Source organism: Rhizobium sp. Leaf306 (assembly GCF_001423425.1).
GTDB classification, from domain to species: Bacteria; Pseudomonadota; Alphaproteobacteria; order Rhizobiales; family Rhizobiaceae; genus Neorhizobium; species Neorhizobium soli.
Map to the genome: position 1 here is coordinate 541,958 of NZ_LMNX01000003.1, position 12,332 is coordinate 554,289.

The window sequence follows — 12,332 nt, forward strand, 5'->3', positions numbered from 1 at the left end:
TCCATGTCCCATTTACCTCTCGATTATGAAACATTGCGGATCATCTGGTGGTTGCTGCTCGGCGTCCTCCTGATCGGCTTTGCCATCGCCGACGGCTACGATCTCGGCGTTGGCGCCCTCCTGCCATTTGCGGCCAAGACGGACGAGGAGCGGCGCATCCTGCTCAACCTGATTGGGCCGACCTGGGAAGGGAACCAGGTCTGGCTCGTTCTGGGCGGCGGCGCCATCTTTGCCGCTTGGCCGGCGCTCTACGCGGCTTCTTTCTCCGGCTTCTACCTTGCCATGATCGCCATCCTGCTGGCCCTCATCCTCCGGCCGGTCGGTTTCAAGTTCCGCGGCAAGGTCAAGGATCCGCGCTGGAGAAGCACCTGGGACTGGGCGCTGTTCATCGGCGGTTTCGTGCCGGCGCTGATCTTCGGTGTAGCGGTCGGTAACGTGCTGCTCGGTGTGCCCTTTGGCCTCGACGGTACGATGAGGGCCCATTATGACGGCAATTTCTTCGGGCTTCTTCGTCCCTTTGCCCTGGTCGCGGGCCTCAGCAGCCTGTCGATGCTGGTCATGCACGGGGCTGTCGTCATCGCCATGCGCTGCGCCGGACCGGTCGCCGAACGTGCAACGCGCTTTGGCCGGATGGCGGCCGCAGCCACCGTTGCTCTCTTCGCGCTCGCCGGCTTGTGGGTCGCCTTCGGTATGGACGGCTATGTCGTCACCAGTGTTCAGGAAGCTGCCGGTCCATCCAATCCGCTGGCGAAAACCGTCGTCACGCAGGCTGGAGCATGGCTGAGCAACTACCATACATATCCCTGGATGATCACCGCGCCGGTTCTCGGCTTCGCCGGGTCGCTCGTCGCCTTGGCAGGACTCAGCAGCCGCCGGTTCAAGATCGCACTCGCTGGATCGAGCCTTGCCATCTTCGGCATCATTTCGACCGCAGGCCTGTCGCTCTTCCCCTTCCTGCTGCCGTCGTCGATCGATCCGGCTGTGAGCCTTACGGTCTGGGACGCGTCATCCAGCCACCTGACCCTGTTCATCATGCTGCTGGCGACGGTCGTCTTCCTGCCGCTCATCCTGGCCTACACGGCCTGGGTCTACCACGTCATGCGCGGTCCGGTGAACGCAGCCTCGATCGGTCGCAACCCGAACGCTTACTGAAGGAGATCATTTATGTGGTATTTTTCCTGGATCCTCGGCGTCGGTCTTGCCTGCGTCTTTGCCATCCTCAACGCCATGTGGTTCGAGATGAAGGAAGACCGGCGCCTCTCGGCGCTTCCGGACCCCTCAAACAAGCCAAAACGCAGCTCCGTCGGAGATCCGGCCGCATGAAACCGGATATGGTCGAGCGTCTCGCGGAAATGCCGGTTCCACGATACACATCCTACCCGACCGCCGCGGATTTCAGCGAGGCGGTGGGGCCCAAGGAACAGGCCGCCTGGCTCGGCCAACTTGATCCGGCCGAACCGGTCTCTGTCTATCTGCACGTTCCCTATTGCCGGCAGCTTTGCCACTATTGCGGTTGCCATGCCAAGGCGGTTCGGAAGGCCGAGCCGGTCGAGGACTACCGGACCACGCTGGAGGCAGAGATCGCGCTGGTTGCCGCTCACCTGCCAGCCCGGCTGAAGATCGGCCGCATCGCCTGGGGCGGCGGCACGCCCTCCATTCTGGGCGAGGCAGGCTTGAGCTCCGTTCTCGGTATGCTCAAGAAGCATTTCGACCTGGAAGACGACTACGAGCATTCGATCGAACTCGACCCGCGGATGCTCGGGCGCGATCTTTGCCAAGCGCTCGGCCTGCTCGGGATCAACCGCGCCAGCCTCGGCGTCCAGGATCTCGACACCGTTGTGCAACAGGCGATCGGGCGGGAGCAGCCGGAAGAAAAGGTGGCCGCCGCCGTACGCGACCTGCGCGACGCCGGCATTTCACGCATCAATTTCGATTTGATCTATGGTCTGCCGAACCAAACCCAGGAAAGCTTGCTGACGACCTGCCGTTCCGTCGTGGACCTTAATCCGGATCGCATCGCCTTTTATGGATACGCCCATCTTCCATCACGAAGGGCCAACCAGCGCCTGATCGATAGTGCATCGCTTCCTGGACCCATCGAGCGTTTGCAGCAGGCAAGCGCGATCGCGTCTTTCTTCATCCGCGCGGGCTATCAGGCGATCGGCATCGATCATTTTGCCAAGCCTTCCGATCGATTGGCGGCTGCCGCAAGAGAAGGTCGGCTCTACCGCAATTTCCAAGGCTACACGGACGACGATCGCCCGACCCTGCTAGGGTTCGGGTGCTCTTCCATCTCGCGGCTCCCCGGTGGCTACACGCAGTCCGAATCCGGTATCGAGGCTTACAAACGCCATATCGCGGAGGGGTCTCTACCCACGCGACGCGGCCACGCCTTTGTCGAGGACGATCATGAACGCGCGACAATCATCGAACGCCTGATGTGCGATTTCTCCGTCGATCTGGGACAGAATGCCGCCGGTTATGCCGACGAACTGGCCTTGCTGCGACCGTTCGCTCTGAGCGGTCTGTTGACGGTGCGGGCGAACCGCATCTCGATGACGGCAAAGGGGAGACCCTATGTTCGCACTGTTTCGGCGATCTTTGACCGGTTCAGAAGCCAGGGGCAAAATCTGTTCAGCCCGAGCGTATGAACGTCACCACTGAACGTCATCACTGACATAATGAATTTGAGAATTCCGCTTGAGGAGCGGAAAGCGCGCCCTCACGAAAGGCAGACGGGATGAACATAAGAGAACTTGATTATCAGGAGTGCATGGCATTTCTTTCAAAAACCCGGATGGGGAGATTGTCCTGCGTCTTCGAAGGCCGCCCGTACACGGTTCCGATTTCTTTCATCATTGAGGACGACTGGTTCTACAGCTTCTCGCTCGAGGGCAAGAAGATCTCGTGGATGCGCGAGAATAACTCCGTCTGCATTCTGGCAGACGAAATCTCCAGTCCGCAACAATGGCGGACCGTTATCGCGAATGGGCAGTTCAAGGAATTCGATCAGACTGCCGAATGGGCGAAGTATGCGCGTGCATGGTCTCTTCTGCAGTCCAGCAACGCAACCTATTGGTTGCCTGGAGGACTGAAAACAGCAGCGGCCGGGGTGCAAAACAAACCCGTCTACTATGGAATTCGGATCGAAAGCGTCTCGGGGAGAGAGGCCTATCTCCCGACCGAAACCGGACGTGTGTCCGGCATGCATCCGCATTGATGCGCACGGTGTCGCCCGGTTCACGCGCCAGCCGGGCGACACCAAAGCCGTACGGCTTCGGCTGCCGCCAGACTTATACGCGCGCTACTCTGCGGGGTGCTGCTTGCGCGTGTGGAACCGCGCTTTCAGCCAGACCAACAGATCATCCAGGAATGTGAACACGACCGGGATGACCAGCAAGCTCAGGAAGGTTGAGGTGATGAGGCCGCCGATCACCACGATGCCCATCGGCTGGCGGAAGCTTGAATCGCCGGATACGAGGCTGAGGGCGGCGGGCAGCATGCCGCCCGCCATGGCGATCGTCGTCATCACGATCGGCCGCGCCCGCTTGTGGCAGGCATCCACCAGCGCGTCATAGCGTGACATACCGGCGCGCCGCGCCTCGATCGCGTATTCGACGAGCAGGATCGAGTTTTTCGACACGATGCCCATCAGAAGCAGCAGGCCGATGACCGCAGGCATCGAGAAGCTTGTTCCCGTCAGCACCAGTGGCAAGAGCGCGCCGCCGAGAGCCAGCGGCAAGGCCATCAGGATCGTGACCGGCTGCAGGAAGTCATGGAAAAGCAGGACCAGCACCGCGTAGACGCAGAAGATGCCGATCGCCATCGCCAATCCGAAACTGCTGAACAGCTCGCTCTGGCGCTTCAACTCTCCCTGCTCGACGAATTTCACGCCCTGCGGCAGGTTCTTGTAGCCGGGAAGCTGCGCTGCCTCGTTCGTCACTTCCGAAAGGCTCCGGCCGTTGAGCTCGATCGTGAGCGAGACGTTGCGCGACCGGTCGAGCCGGTCGATCTGGCTGGGGCTGGAGCCTAGCGATATGTCGGCGATGGCGCCGAGCGCGACATTGCCGTCCTTGCCCTCGACCGGGATGAGCGACAGCGCATCCAGCGATTGCCGGCTCGCCGTGTCGAGCATGACCCGGATGGGGACCTGGCGTTCCGGCAGGTTGAGCTTCGACAGGGCCGCATCATAGGCGCCGGCCGTTGCGACCCGGATCGCCTCGGCGATTGCCTTCGAGGTTACACCCAGAGACGCGGCTTCCGCGAGGTCCGGCCGAATGGAGATCTCCGGCGATTGGGTTGCTGCCGAGGAAATCACGTTGCCGATGCCGGGCAGCGTGCGCAGATCGGACTCAAGGCTGGCGGCGGCCTTCTCCAGAAGTTCGGAATCGTCGCCGGCCAGCGTCAGCGCCAGCTGCGTGCCATTGCCGCCGGATCCGATCTCGAGACGGACGCCCGGCATGACTTCCAACGCCTTGCGCAAATCCGCTTCGATCTGAGATTGCTTGACGTCACGGTCGTCGATCGACGTGAGGTTGACGACGAGCGTCGCACTGTTGGTGCTGGCATTCGAGGTGCTGTTCATCCCGCCTGTGGAGGCCGTGCCCGTTGCCTGGAAAACCGAGGTGACGTGGTCGACGCCGGCAATGACCGCGGACGCCTTTCGCGCCGCTTCGTCGGTCGATTCAATGGTCGAGCTTGGAGGCGTCGTGATCGTGACCTGGGTCTGGCTGCTATCGGAAGCCGGAAAGAACCCGGTCGACAGATGGCTGAGCAGCAGGATCGTGAAGGCCAGAAAGCCGACCGTGCCGAGGACCGGTATCCAGCGCCGACGAAGCGCGCCTTTGACGGCCCAGAGGTAGGACCGCATCAGGCGACCGTCGCCTTCGTGTATCTTGCCGCTCGGCTTCATGATGTAGGCCGCCATCATCGGCGTCACCAGACGCGCGACGAGAAGCGAGGCGAGGACGGCGACGGAGGCCGTGATGCCGAACTGCTTGAAGATGATGCCGGGAATACCGCCCATAAAGGCTGTCGGCAGGAACACGGCGACCAGGGTGAAGGTGGTGGCGATCACGGCGAGGCCGATCTCATCGGCCGCTTCCATGGCTGCATCCATGGGGCTTTTCCCCATGTTGAGATGTCGCTCGATATTCTCGATCTCGACGATCGCATCGTCGACCAGGATCCCGACCACAAGAGACAGCGCCAGAAGCGTGATCGTGTTCAGTGTATAGTCGAGGAGATACATCACGAGGAACGTCGGGATGATCGACAAGGGCAAGGCAACAGCGGCCAAAAGCGTCGCCCGCCAGTCACGCAGAAAGAGCCAGACCACGAAGATCGCGATCAACGCGCCCTCATAGACCATATGCATTGACGATTCGTAGTTCTGCTCGATCGGGACGATCGTGTTGTAGGCCTCTTCGATCGTCACTTGCGGATTTTCCGCCGCGAACGACTTCATCTGTTCGCGGATACTGTCCGTGACGGCGACGTCCGAGTAGCCCTTGGACCGCTTGATCTGCGCGGCAATGACCGGCTTGCCGTTGATATAGGCAAGCGAGCTGAGATCGCTGTGGGAATCGGTGACCGTGCCGAGTTCGTCTAGCCGAACCCAGTTTCCCGCCGGCAATGGTATCGGCAGTGCGCGGAGCTGTTCAACGCTGCCGACGGCCGCCAGCGTTCGGACAGACTGGCTTTCGCCGCCGATCCGCCCCTTGCCGCCCGACAGGTCAGACTGCACTGAATCGAGCTGCCCGTTGACGTCGTTTGCAGACAGACCGAGGCCATCGAGCAGATTGGCGTTGAGTTCGACGCGGACCTCGCGGTCGACGCCACCCAGGCGACCGACTTCGCCGACGCCTTCGACAGCCATCAGGGCGCGCGACATGTTGTTGTCGATGAACCAGGAGAGTTCGGCCGCATCCAGCGTGTCTGACCGCACCACATAGGTGATCAGCGGCGACGCGTTCAGCGACTGTTTGGAAACCGTCGGTGCGTTCATTTCTTCCGGCAGGTCGTCCTGCGCCTGATCGACGGCGCTCTTTACCTCGTCGAGTGCCTCTTGCGTGTTCTTTCCAACTTCGAAGGCGACGGAAATGCTGACGGAGCCATCGGTAACCGTCGTGGTCACGGAATCGAGCCGCGTCAGTCCCGTCAGTTCGTCTTCGATCTTGCGGGCGACCTCGGTCTCAAGCTGTGAGGCTGCGGCCCCGTCGAGCGACGCACTGATCTCGATCGTCGGAAGATCCATGTCGGGAAAGTTCTGGATGTCGAGACGGTTGAACGCCCACAGGCCGCAGGCCGTCAGCAGGACGAACAGCAGGATCGGCGGAACGGGATTTCGGATGGACCAGGAGGAGAAATTCACTTCATCGCCTCCGTCTCGGCTTCGGCGACCGTATCGACCACCCGCACCACGGAACCGTCCGCAAGAAACGCGCCGCCGGAGACGACGACTTCCTCGGTCGTGTCGATCCCCGATACGATCTCGACCCGGTCGCCTTGCCGCCGGCCGGTCTCGACACGCTTGCGGGTTACCGTCGGCTGATCTGTCGCGTTGAGGACGAACGCGTAGGAAAAGCCGTCCCTCAGGGTGACTGCCGTTGCCGGAACTGTCAGCGCGTCGGTGGCGCTGAATTCGAAATTGCCGCTGACGAGAATGCCGGTCTTCGGTTGTGGCATTCCGACTGCGGGCTGCAGGGCGACATAGACAGTGACCCGACCGTTGGCGGTCGAGCTCGTGGGCGAGACAAGCCGCACCTCGCCACGGACATCGCCGAGCGGCGTCGGAATGACTGCTTTGGTGCCTTCCTTGACATCGGCCAGCCGCTTGACCGGCAGCTCCGCCTGCCACTCGATGCGGTTCTGGCGGATCAGCTTGAACAGTTCGTCGCCGGCGGTCACCACTTTGCCAAGCGACGCGGACCGTTCAGAGATCACGCCATCGTCGTTCGCGTAGACCTTCGTGCGGTCAAGGGTCAGCTGCGCGGATGCCAGCGCGGCCTTCGACGACGAGAGCGCCGCTTTCGACTTGCGCTCCGTGATCAGATACTCGGTCGTCTGCTGGGCGGAGATCGCACCGGAGCCGGTCAGCCCGCGGGCGCGGTCGGCATTGGCGACCGCCTGATCGAGATCGGCCTTTGCCTGCTCGACGCTTGCCTGCTGTTGCTCGAGCTCGGCCTGCGCGGTTTCGGCGTCGAATTGCACCAGCAACTCGCCTTTTTTTACCGTCGCTCCCACATCCGCATTGATGCCGATGATCCGCAATCCGCTGACTTCGGCGGAGATTACCGCTTCATGCCAGGCAGCAAGGCGCCCGCTTGCCGGGATGAGCACCGGCCACTGGGAAGCCTCCGGTTTCGTGACGCTGACAGTGAGCGCGGCCGCGCCGGCGGTTGTCTGCGTCGCGTCCTGTGCCCGGCCTGCCGGGGTGAAAGCGAGACAGACGACGCAGGCGAGTACCATCGTCACGAGGGGACGTTGTGTTTTAAGCATTAGTTGATTTCCCGTGCAGAAGAGGCAGCGGCGGTCGGATTGGACCAGCCTCCGCCAAGCGCTTTGTAGAGGGCGATCCAGTATTGGACGGCGTCGCGCCTGATTTCGATGAGAGTGATGGCCGCCGATTGCGCCGATCGGCGCGCTTCTTCGCGGTCGAGAATGCTGACGCCCCCGGACGCCCAGTTCTGGTCGACCGCGCGGAAATAGCGCTGATAGTTGTCGGCAGCGCTTTTTGCGTCGGCAATCCGCCGCAGCGCCGTATCGACCCGCAACAGCGCCGTCTCGACTTCGGTAACGGCGCCAAGCACGCCAGACTTATAGTTCGCGACAGCGAGATCGTAATCCGCAACCGCACTGCGCACCGCTGCCCTGCGTGAACCGCCATCGAGTAGCGGCACCGAGAGCGCCGGCCCGAACGACCATGGAACGGAACTGCCGGTGACTGTGGACTGGCTGATCGAGATTGATCCGCTGAGGCTGAGGCTAGGGTAAAGATCGGCCTTCGCCGCCCCGACGTCGGAAATCGTTGCGGCGACTTCAGCCTCCAGCGCATTGACGTCGGGCCTCTGTCGCAGGACGTCGGCAGGCACGGCAGTGATCCGCACCGCAGATGGCTGCGGAATACGCCTCCTGCCCTGATCGAGCAGACGGCGGACCGCCGGTTCGTCGCCGCCCGTCAATTGTGTGATCGATTTGATCAGGATCTCGCACTCGCCGCGCTGGGCCGTCAGGCTCGACGAGGAGGCAGCAGCGCTTGCCCGTGCCAGCGCCAGGTCACCTGTGGACGTAAAGCCTGACTGTGCCGACCGTTCCGTTGCACGGATCGTTGCCGTCTGCGATGCAAGCTCGTCGCGGTAGAGGCGCTCCAGTTCGCGGCAAGCGCGGTACTGGACGTAGTCGTCGCCCACTTCGGCGGCGATCGAAACGCGGGCATCGTGCCAGGACCAGACTTCGCCAGTGGCCCGCGATGCAGCGGCGCGCACCTGCTTCTTGGTCTTGCCGAACAGATCGATTTCCCAGGCGGAATCAAGCCCACCACTCTTTGTCGTCCCGGCAGTCAGCCTGTTATTGTCGTTACCCTTATTGCCCTCACGGCTTGCCGATGCAGAGCCGTCGAGCGATGGGAAAAGCCCTGACGCGGTGCTGTCGAGAGTGGCGCGCGCCTTGTCGATATTCGCCACCGCTTGCTCGATGGTCGGGTTTTCGCGGTCCGCCATGTACAACAAGGCGTCCAGCGAGGGATCCTTGAAGCTTGCCCACCAGGTCACGAGATCGGCTGATCGACCGCCATGCGGAAGCGTCGCATGCCAGAAGGCGGCAACAGCCGGCGTCGCCGACTTGAGAGTGCCGATGCTCGTGCAGCCGCTAAGCAAGGCCGCGACGACCAGAACTGGTAGAACTGAATGAAGAGTGCTGCGCATCGATTGGACACCGCCTTAACTGAAGGCCGCAGTATAGGGATCGCCATGTTAATGTCGGTCAAGAGCAGGTTAAGTTAGGTAAAACTGCTGTCTTCGCAGCCTCAAGGTCGTAAAGCTGAAGTTATCGAAGGAGCAAGAGCAGGGCATGACCAAGCTACTATTGATCGATGACGATGCCGAGCTGACCAACCTGCTGGGCGAGTATCTGACAGAGGAAGGCTTCGCCGTCGAAACGACCGCGGATGGTCGCGTCGGCGTGGCCGAGGCCATGTCCTCCTCGACCGATCTGATCGTGCTCGACATCATGATGCCGCGGATGAACGGCATCGAGGTTCTCCGCAAGATCCGGCAGGTGAGCGACGTGCCGGTGCTGATGCTGACGGCAAGGGGAGACGATATCGACCGCATCGCCGGCCTCAATCTCGGGGCAGACGATTACGTCTCAAAACCCTGTTCGCCGGGCGAACTGGCTGCGCGCATTCGCGCCATCCTGCGCCGCTCGGGCCGAACCGAGCGGGACGGCACCGTCAATGAGATCAGGACAGGCGAACTGGTGCTTTATCCGTCGAACCGCAGGGCGATGTGGCGGGCGGCCCCCCTGGAACTGACCGGAACCGAGTTCAGCCTGCTGGAAGTGCTCGCCCGCTCCTCCGGCCAGCTCGTTTCCAAGCAGGAGATATCGTTGCGGGCGTTTGCCAAGCCGCTCACTGCCTTTGATCGACGGATCGACGTCCACATCAGCAGCATCCGGCAGAAACTCGGGGCCCGCCCGGATGGGCAGCCCTGGATCCAGGCCGTGCGCGGCCGCGGCTACCAGTTGCTGGAAGGCTGAGCATGCATCGTCTGTTCTGGAAATTCTTCACCGTCGTCTGGTTGGCCATGGCCGGCTCTATTGCGATCCTGTTTGCGATCAGCACGCTGTTCCAGTCGCCGTTCGAGGAAGAGGTTGCCAGCCGGGAGCTTGGCCTGACGCTGGAGACCGCAGCCCAGGTGCTGCAGGCGGATGGCCTGGAGGCGACGGCCAGGCTGGTGGCGGCGGTGCGGCGCACCGGTCGCGACATCCCGGTCACCATCACGACCGACGGGCCGGCGATCGATTGTGCCGAGCAAAACGAGGAGGCGCTCGTTCGGACCGCCGTGCGCGACGGAGAATGTTATCGCCTGGAGATTGCCGGTTCGGCGCCGAGCATGATGGCTAAAACCTGGCCTCGGGCTGTTCCGTGGCTGGCAGCACTTCTTGCGGCAGCAGCTGCGGCCTATTGGCTCGCCCGCTATTTCATTACCCCGGTCGAGCAGCTGCGCTATGGGCTGCGCTCGCTTGCCAGGGGAGAACTGGACGTGCGGATCGCCCACAAGATCGGCGCCAAACGCGACGAGATCGCGTCGCTGGCGCACGATCTGGATATCACCGCTGCCCGGTTGCAGGAGCTCCAGATGGCTCAGCAGCAGCTGTTCCACGATATTTCGCACGAACTGCGCTCGCCTTTATCGCGTCTGCAAGCTGCTATCGGCGTTTTGCAACAGAACCCCGTACGGCTGGCGGTGATGATCGAGCGGATGAGCCGCGAGGTCGAGCGGCTCGACGAACTGGTCGGCGAAATCCTGACTCTCGCCCGGCTGTCGGATCGCGATACACCGAGGTTCGAGCGGCAGACGCTCGACCTTGTCGATCTCCTGCGTGAGATTGTGGACGATGCCGGCTTCGAGGGACAGGCGCGCGGGGTAACCGTCCAGTATGAGGGCGTCGACACATTCGTGGCTTCCGTCAACGGCGAGCTGATCTACCGCGCGCTGGAAAATGTCATCCGCAATGCCATCACCCACACGGGACCAAGCACCGCTGTCCGTGTGACGTCCAAGGTTTTGGACCGGAAGCTGATCGTGACCGTCGAGGACGACGGCGAGGGTGTGCCGGAGACGGAACTGGAGGCGATCTTCAAGCCGTTTTCGCAAAGTTCAACCGTCACCACCCGTTCCGGCTTCGGCCTTGGGCTTGCCATTACCCGGCGTGCGGCGGAATGGCACGGCGGGGGCGCAAAGGCAGAAAACAGACCGGCCGGTGGTCTGTCCGTCCAAATCACAATTCCGACCTGTGCTGCCCCACGAAAGCTTGTGGCAGCAAATTAAGCGCCCATCGCGGTTCGGCCTTGGCAAATCGGTGTCGCCGACTACTTCACCCGGGAGTCGACAACGACAAGGAGACACACAGGATGACCGCCATTCGCCGCATCGTCTTGGCAAGCCGACCGACCGGTCAGCCCGAGGCTAAGAATTTCCGCATCGAGAATTTCGAACTCCCGGAAGCAGCAGAAGGAGAGGTCACCTTGCGATGCCTCTATCTTTCGCTCGACCCTTACATGCGCGGTCGCATGAGCGACGCAAAGTCTTATGCAGCGCCCGTTCCCATTGATGGCGTTATGGAAGGCGAAACGATCTGCGAAGTGGTGAAGTCTCGCCAAACAGCCTTTTCGCCCGGCGATATCGTTCGTGGTCGGACCGGATGGACGACCAATGCGGTTGTCCACGGAGATACCCTGACGCGTGTCGAAACGCACGGCGCAACGCTGACGACGGCACTCGGCGTGCTGGGAATGCCCGGCTCGACCGCCTGGAGCGGAATGAAGTTCATCGGGAAGCCTAAGCAAGGCGAGACCGTCGTTGTCGCCGCTGCCTCCGGGCCTGTCGGTTCGCTGGTCGGCCAGCTTGCGAAACTTGCCGGGGCGAGGGCAGTCGGGATTGCCGGTGGACCGGACAAATGTGCGTATGTGAAAGACGGTCTCGGCTTTGACGCCGTTGTCGATCACCGCTCGCAAGATTTTGCGTCCGATCTCGCTGCTGCATGCCCTGACGGCGTCGATGTCTATTTCGAAAATGTCGGCGGGCACGTTTGGGACGCCGTCCTGCCGCTGCTGAACCAGTTTGCCCGTGTCCCCGTCTGCGGGCTTGTCGCGCACTACAATGGCGCCGGATCTGCGGAAACGGACAGGCTTCCGATCACCATGTCGGCGGTTCTGAGGCGCAGCCTTCTCATCCGCGGCTTCATCCAGACTGAATTCATCAGCCACTTTGGAGACTTCCTCGATGAGGTTGGCCCGCGCGTCGCGTCCGGCGACATAAAGTATCGGGAAGATATCGTTGACGGCCTCGAACGTGCGCCCGAGGCTTTCATCGGTATGCTCACCGGCGGCAATTTTGGAAAGCTGATCGTGAAGATCGCTGAATGACTGGCTCAAGCAGCCTAATCCGGCCATGAATTCGCCGTGTATAACAAAGACCAGACCCCGGATCGTGGCAGCAGCGTCCGGGGCCTGCAAAGCCGGGCCTGCCTCGGATCTCTCCGCTTGAATGATGCACTCGCGTTCCGGTCGACTGGCCAGGTGGTGCAGGCGAATTTGGCGTGGATTTCAG

The 12,332-nt window shown here is 62.0% G+C and carries 10 protein-coding genes; 7 read left to right on the forward strand and 3 right to left on the reverse strand.

Annotation, left to right across the window (positions count from 1 at the left end):
- Positions 1–3: 3 nt before the first annotated feature.
- From cydB to ASG19_RS15905, 4 genes are all read left to right on the forward strand, one after another.
- A complete protein-coding gene (gene cydB, locus ASG19_RS15890; protein WP_062459373.1) occupies positions 4–1,152 on the forward strand; it encodes a cytochrome d ubiquinol oxidase subunit II in 1,149 nt (382 codons plus the stop codon).
- A gap of 12 nt (positions 1,153–1,164) precedes the next feature.
- A complete protein-coding gene (cydX, locus tag ASG19_RS15895; protein WP_062459376.1) occupies positions 1,165–1,323 on the forward strand; it encodes a cytochrome bd-I oxidase subunit CydX in 159 nt (52 codons plus the stop codon).
- Positions 1,320–2,651: an oxygen-independent coproporphyrinogen III oxidase gene (hemN, locus tag ASG19_RS15900; RefSeq protein ID WP_062459379.1), complete on the forward strand. Its 1,332-nt coding sequence runs from the start codon at positions 1,320–1,322 to the stop codon at positions 2,649–2,651. Before cydX ends, hemN begins: the two co-directional genes overlap by 4 nt.
- Positions 2,652–2,740: 89 nt before the next feature.
- The gene (locus ASG19_RS15905) at positions 2,741–3,220 is read left to right on the forward strand and encodes a pyridoxamine 5'-phosphate oxidase family protein (RefSeq protein WP_082476363.1); all 480 of its coding nucleotides are present in this window, start codon (positions 2,741–2,743) and stop codon (positions 3,218–3,220) included.
- An 84-nt stretch (positions 3,221–3,304) separates the two neighbouring features.
- Here the strand turns inward: ASG19_RS15905 and ASG19_RS15910 are convergent, their stop codons facing one another.
- Genes ASG19_RS15910 through ASG19_RS15920 form a run of 3 tightly spaced genes read right to left on the reverse strand, consistent with a single transcriptional unit; the run spans position 3,305 to position 8,924 of the window.
- The gene (locus ASG19_RS15910) at positions 3,305–6,373 is read right to left on the reverse strand and encodes an efflux RND transporter permease subunit (protein ID WP_062459384.1); all 3,069 of its coding nucleotides are present in this window, start codon (positions 6,371–6,373) and stop codon (positions 3,305–3,307) included.
- On the reverse strand, positions 6,370–7,500 hold the full coding sequence (locus ASG19_RS15915) for an efflux RND transporter periplasmic adaptor subunit (RefSeq protein ID WP_062459387.1): 1,131 nt from the start codon (positions 7,498–7,500) through the stop codon (positions 6,370–6,372). The genes ASG19_RS15910 and ASG19_RS15915 overlap by 4 nt, the downstream gene beginning before the upstream one ends.
- On the reverse strand, positions 7,500–8,924 hold the full coding sequence (locus tag ASG19_RS15920) for an efflux transporter outer membrane subunit (protein ID WP_062459390.1): 1,425 nt from the start codon (positions 8,922–8,924) through the stop codon (positions 7,500–7,502). Before ASG19_RS15920 ends, ASG19_RS15915 begins: the two co-directional genes overlap by 1 nt.
- A 145-nt stretch (positions 8,925–9,069) precedes the next feature.
- Here ASG19_RS15920 and ASG19_RS15925 point away from each other — a divergent pair, with 145 nt between their 5' ends.
- The 3 genes from ASG19_RS15925 (at position 9,070) to ASG19_RS15935 (ending at position 12,148) form a co-directional block, all read left to right on the forward strand.
- Complete coding sequence (locus ASG19_RS15925; protein ID WP_062459393.1) at positions 9,070–9,756, forward strand: response regulator transcription factor; 687 nt, start codon at positions 9,070–9,072, stop codon at positions 9,754–9,756.
- A gap of 2 nt (positions 9,757–9,758) precedes the next feature.
- Positions 9,759–11,051, forward strand: coding sequence for an ATP-binding protein (locus ASG19_RS15930; protein WP_062459399.1), 1,293 nt, complete (start codon positions 9,759–9,761; stop codon positions 11,049–11,051).
- Between the two features lie 83 nt (positions 11,052–11,134).
- Positions 11,135–12,148: an NADP-dependent oxidoreductase gene (locus ASG19_RS15935; protein WP_062459410.1), complete on the forward strand. Its 1,014-nt coding sequence runs from the start codon at positions 11,135–11,137 to the stop codon at positions 12,146–12,148.
- The last annotated feature ends 184 nt before the right edge of the window (positions 12,149–12,332 follow it).

Bases quoted from the DNA above. Each gene is read 5' to 3' on its own strand.
- cydB (WP_062459373.1), top strand. From the start codon at position 4: ATGTCCCATTTACCTCTCGATTATGAAACATTGCGGATCATCTGGTGG.
- cydX (WP_062459376.1), top strand. From the start codon at position 1,165: ATGTGGTATTTTTCCTGGATCCTCGGCGTCGGTCTTGCCTGCGTCTTT.
- hemN (WP_062459379.1), top strand. From the start codon at position 1,320: ATGAAACCGGATATGGTCGAGCGTCTCGCGGAAATGCCGGTTCCACGA.
- ASG19_RS15905 (WP_082476363.1), top strand. From the start codon at position 2,741: ATGAACATAAGAGAACTTGATTATCAGGAGTGCATGGCATTTCTTTCA.
- ASG19_RS15915 (WP_062459387.1), bottom strand. From the start codon at position 7,500: ATGCTTAAAACACAACGTCCCCTCGTGACGATGGTACTCGCCTGCGTC.
- ASG19_RS15920 (WP_062459390.1), bottom strand. From the start codon at position 8,924: ATGCGCAGCACTCTTCATTCAGTTCTACCAGTTCTGGTCGTCGCGGCC.
- ASG19_RS15925 (WP_062459393.1), top strand. From the start codon at position 9,070: ATGACCAAGCTACTATTGATCGATGACGATGCCGAGCTGACCAACCTG.
- ASG19_RS15930 (WP_062459399.1), top strand. From the start codon at position 9,759: ATGCATCGTCTGTTCTGGAAATTCTTCACCGTCGTCTGGTTGGCCATG.
- ASG19_RS15935 (WP_062459410.1), top strand. From the start codon at position 11,135: ATGACCGCCATTCGCCGCATCGTCTTGGCAAGCCGACCGACCGGTCAG.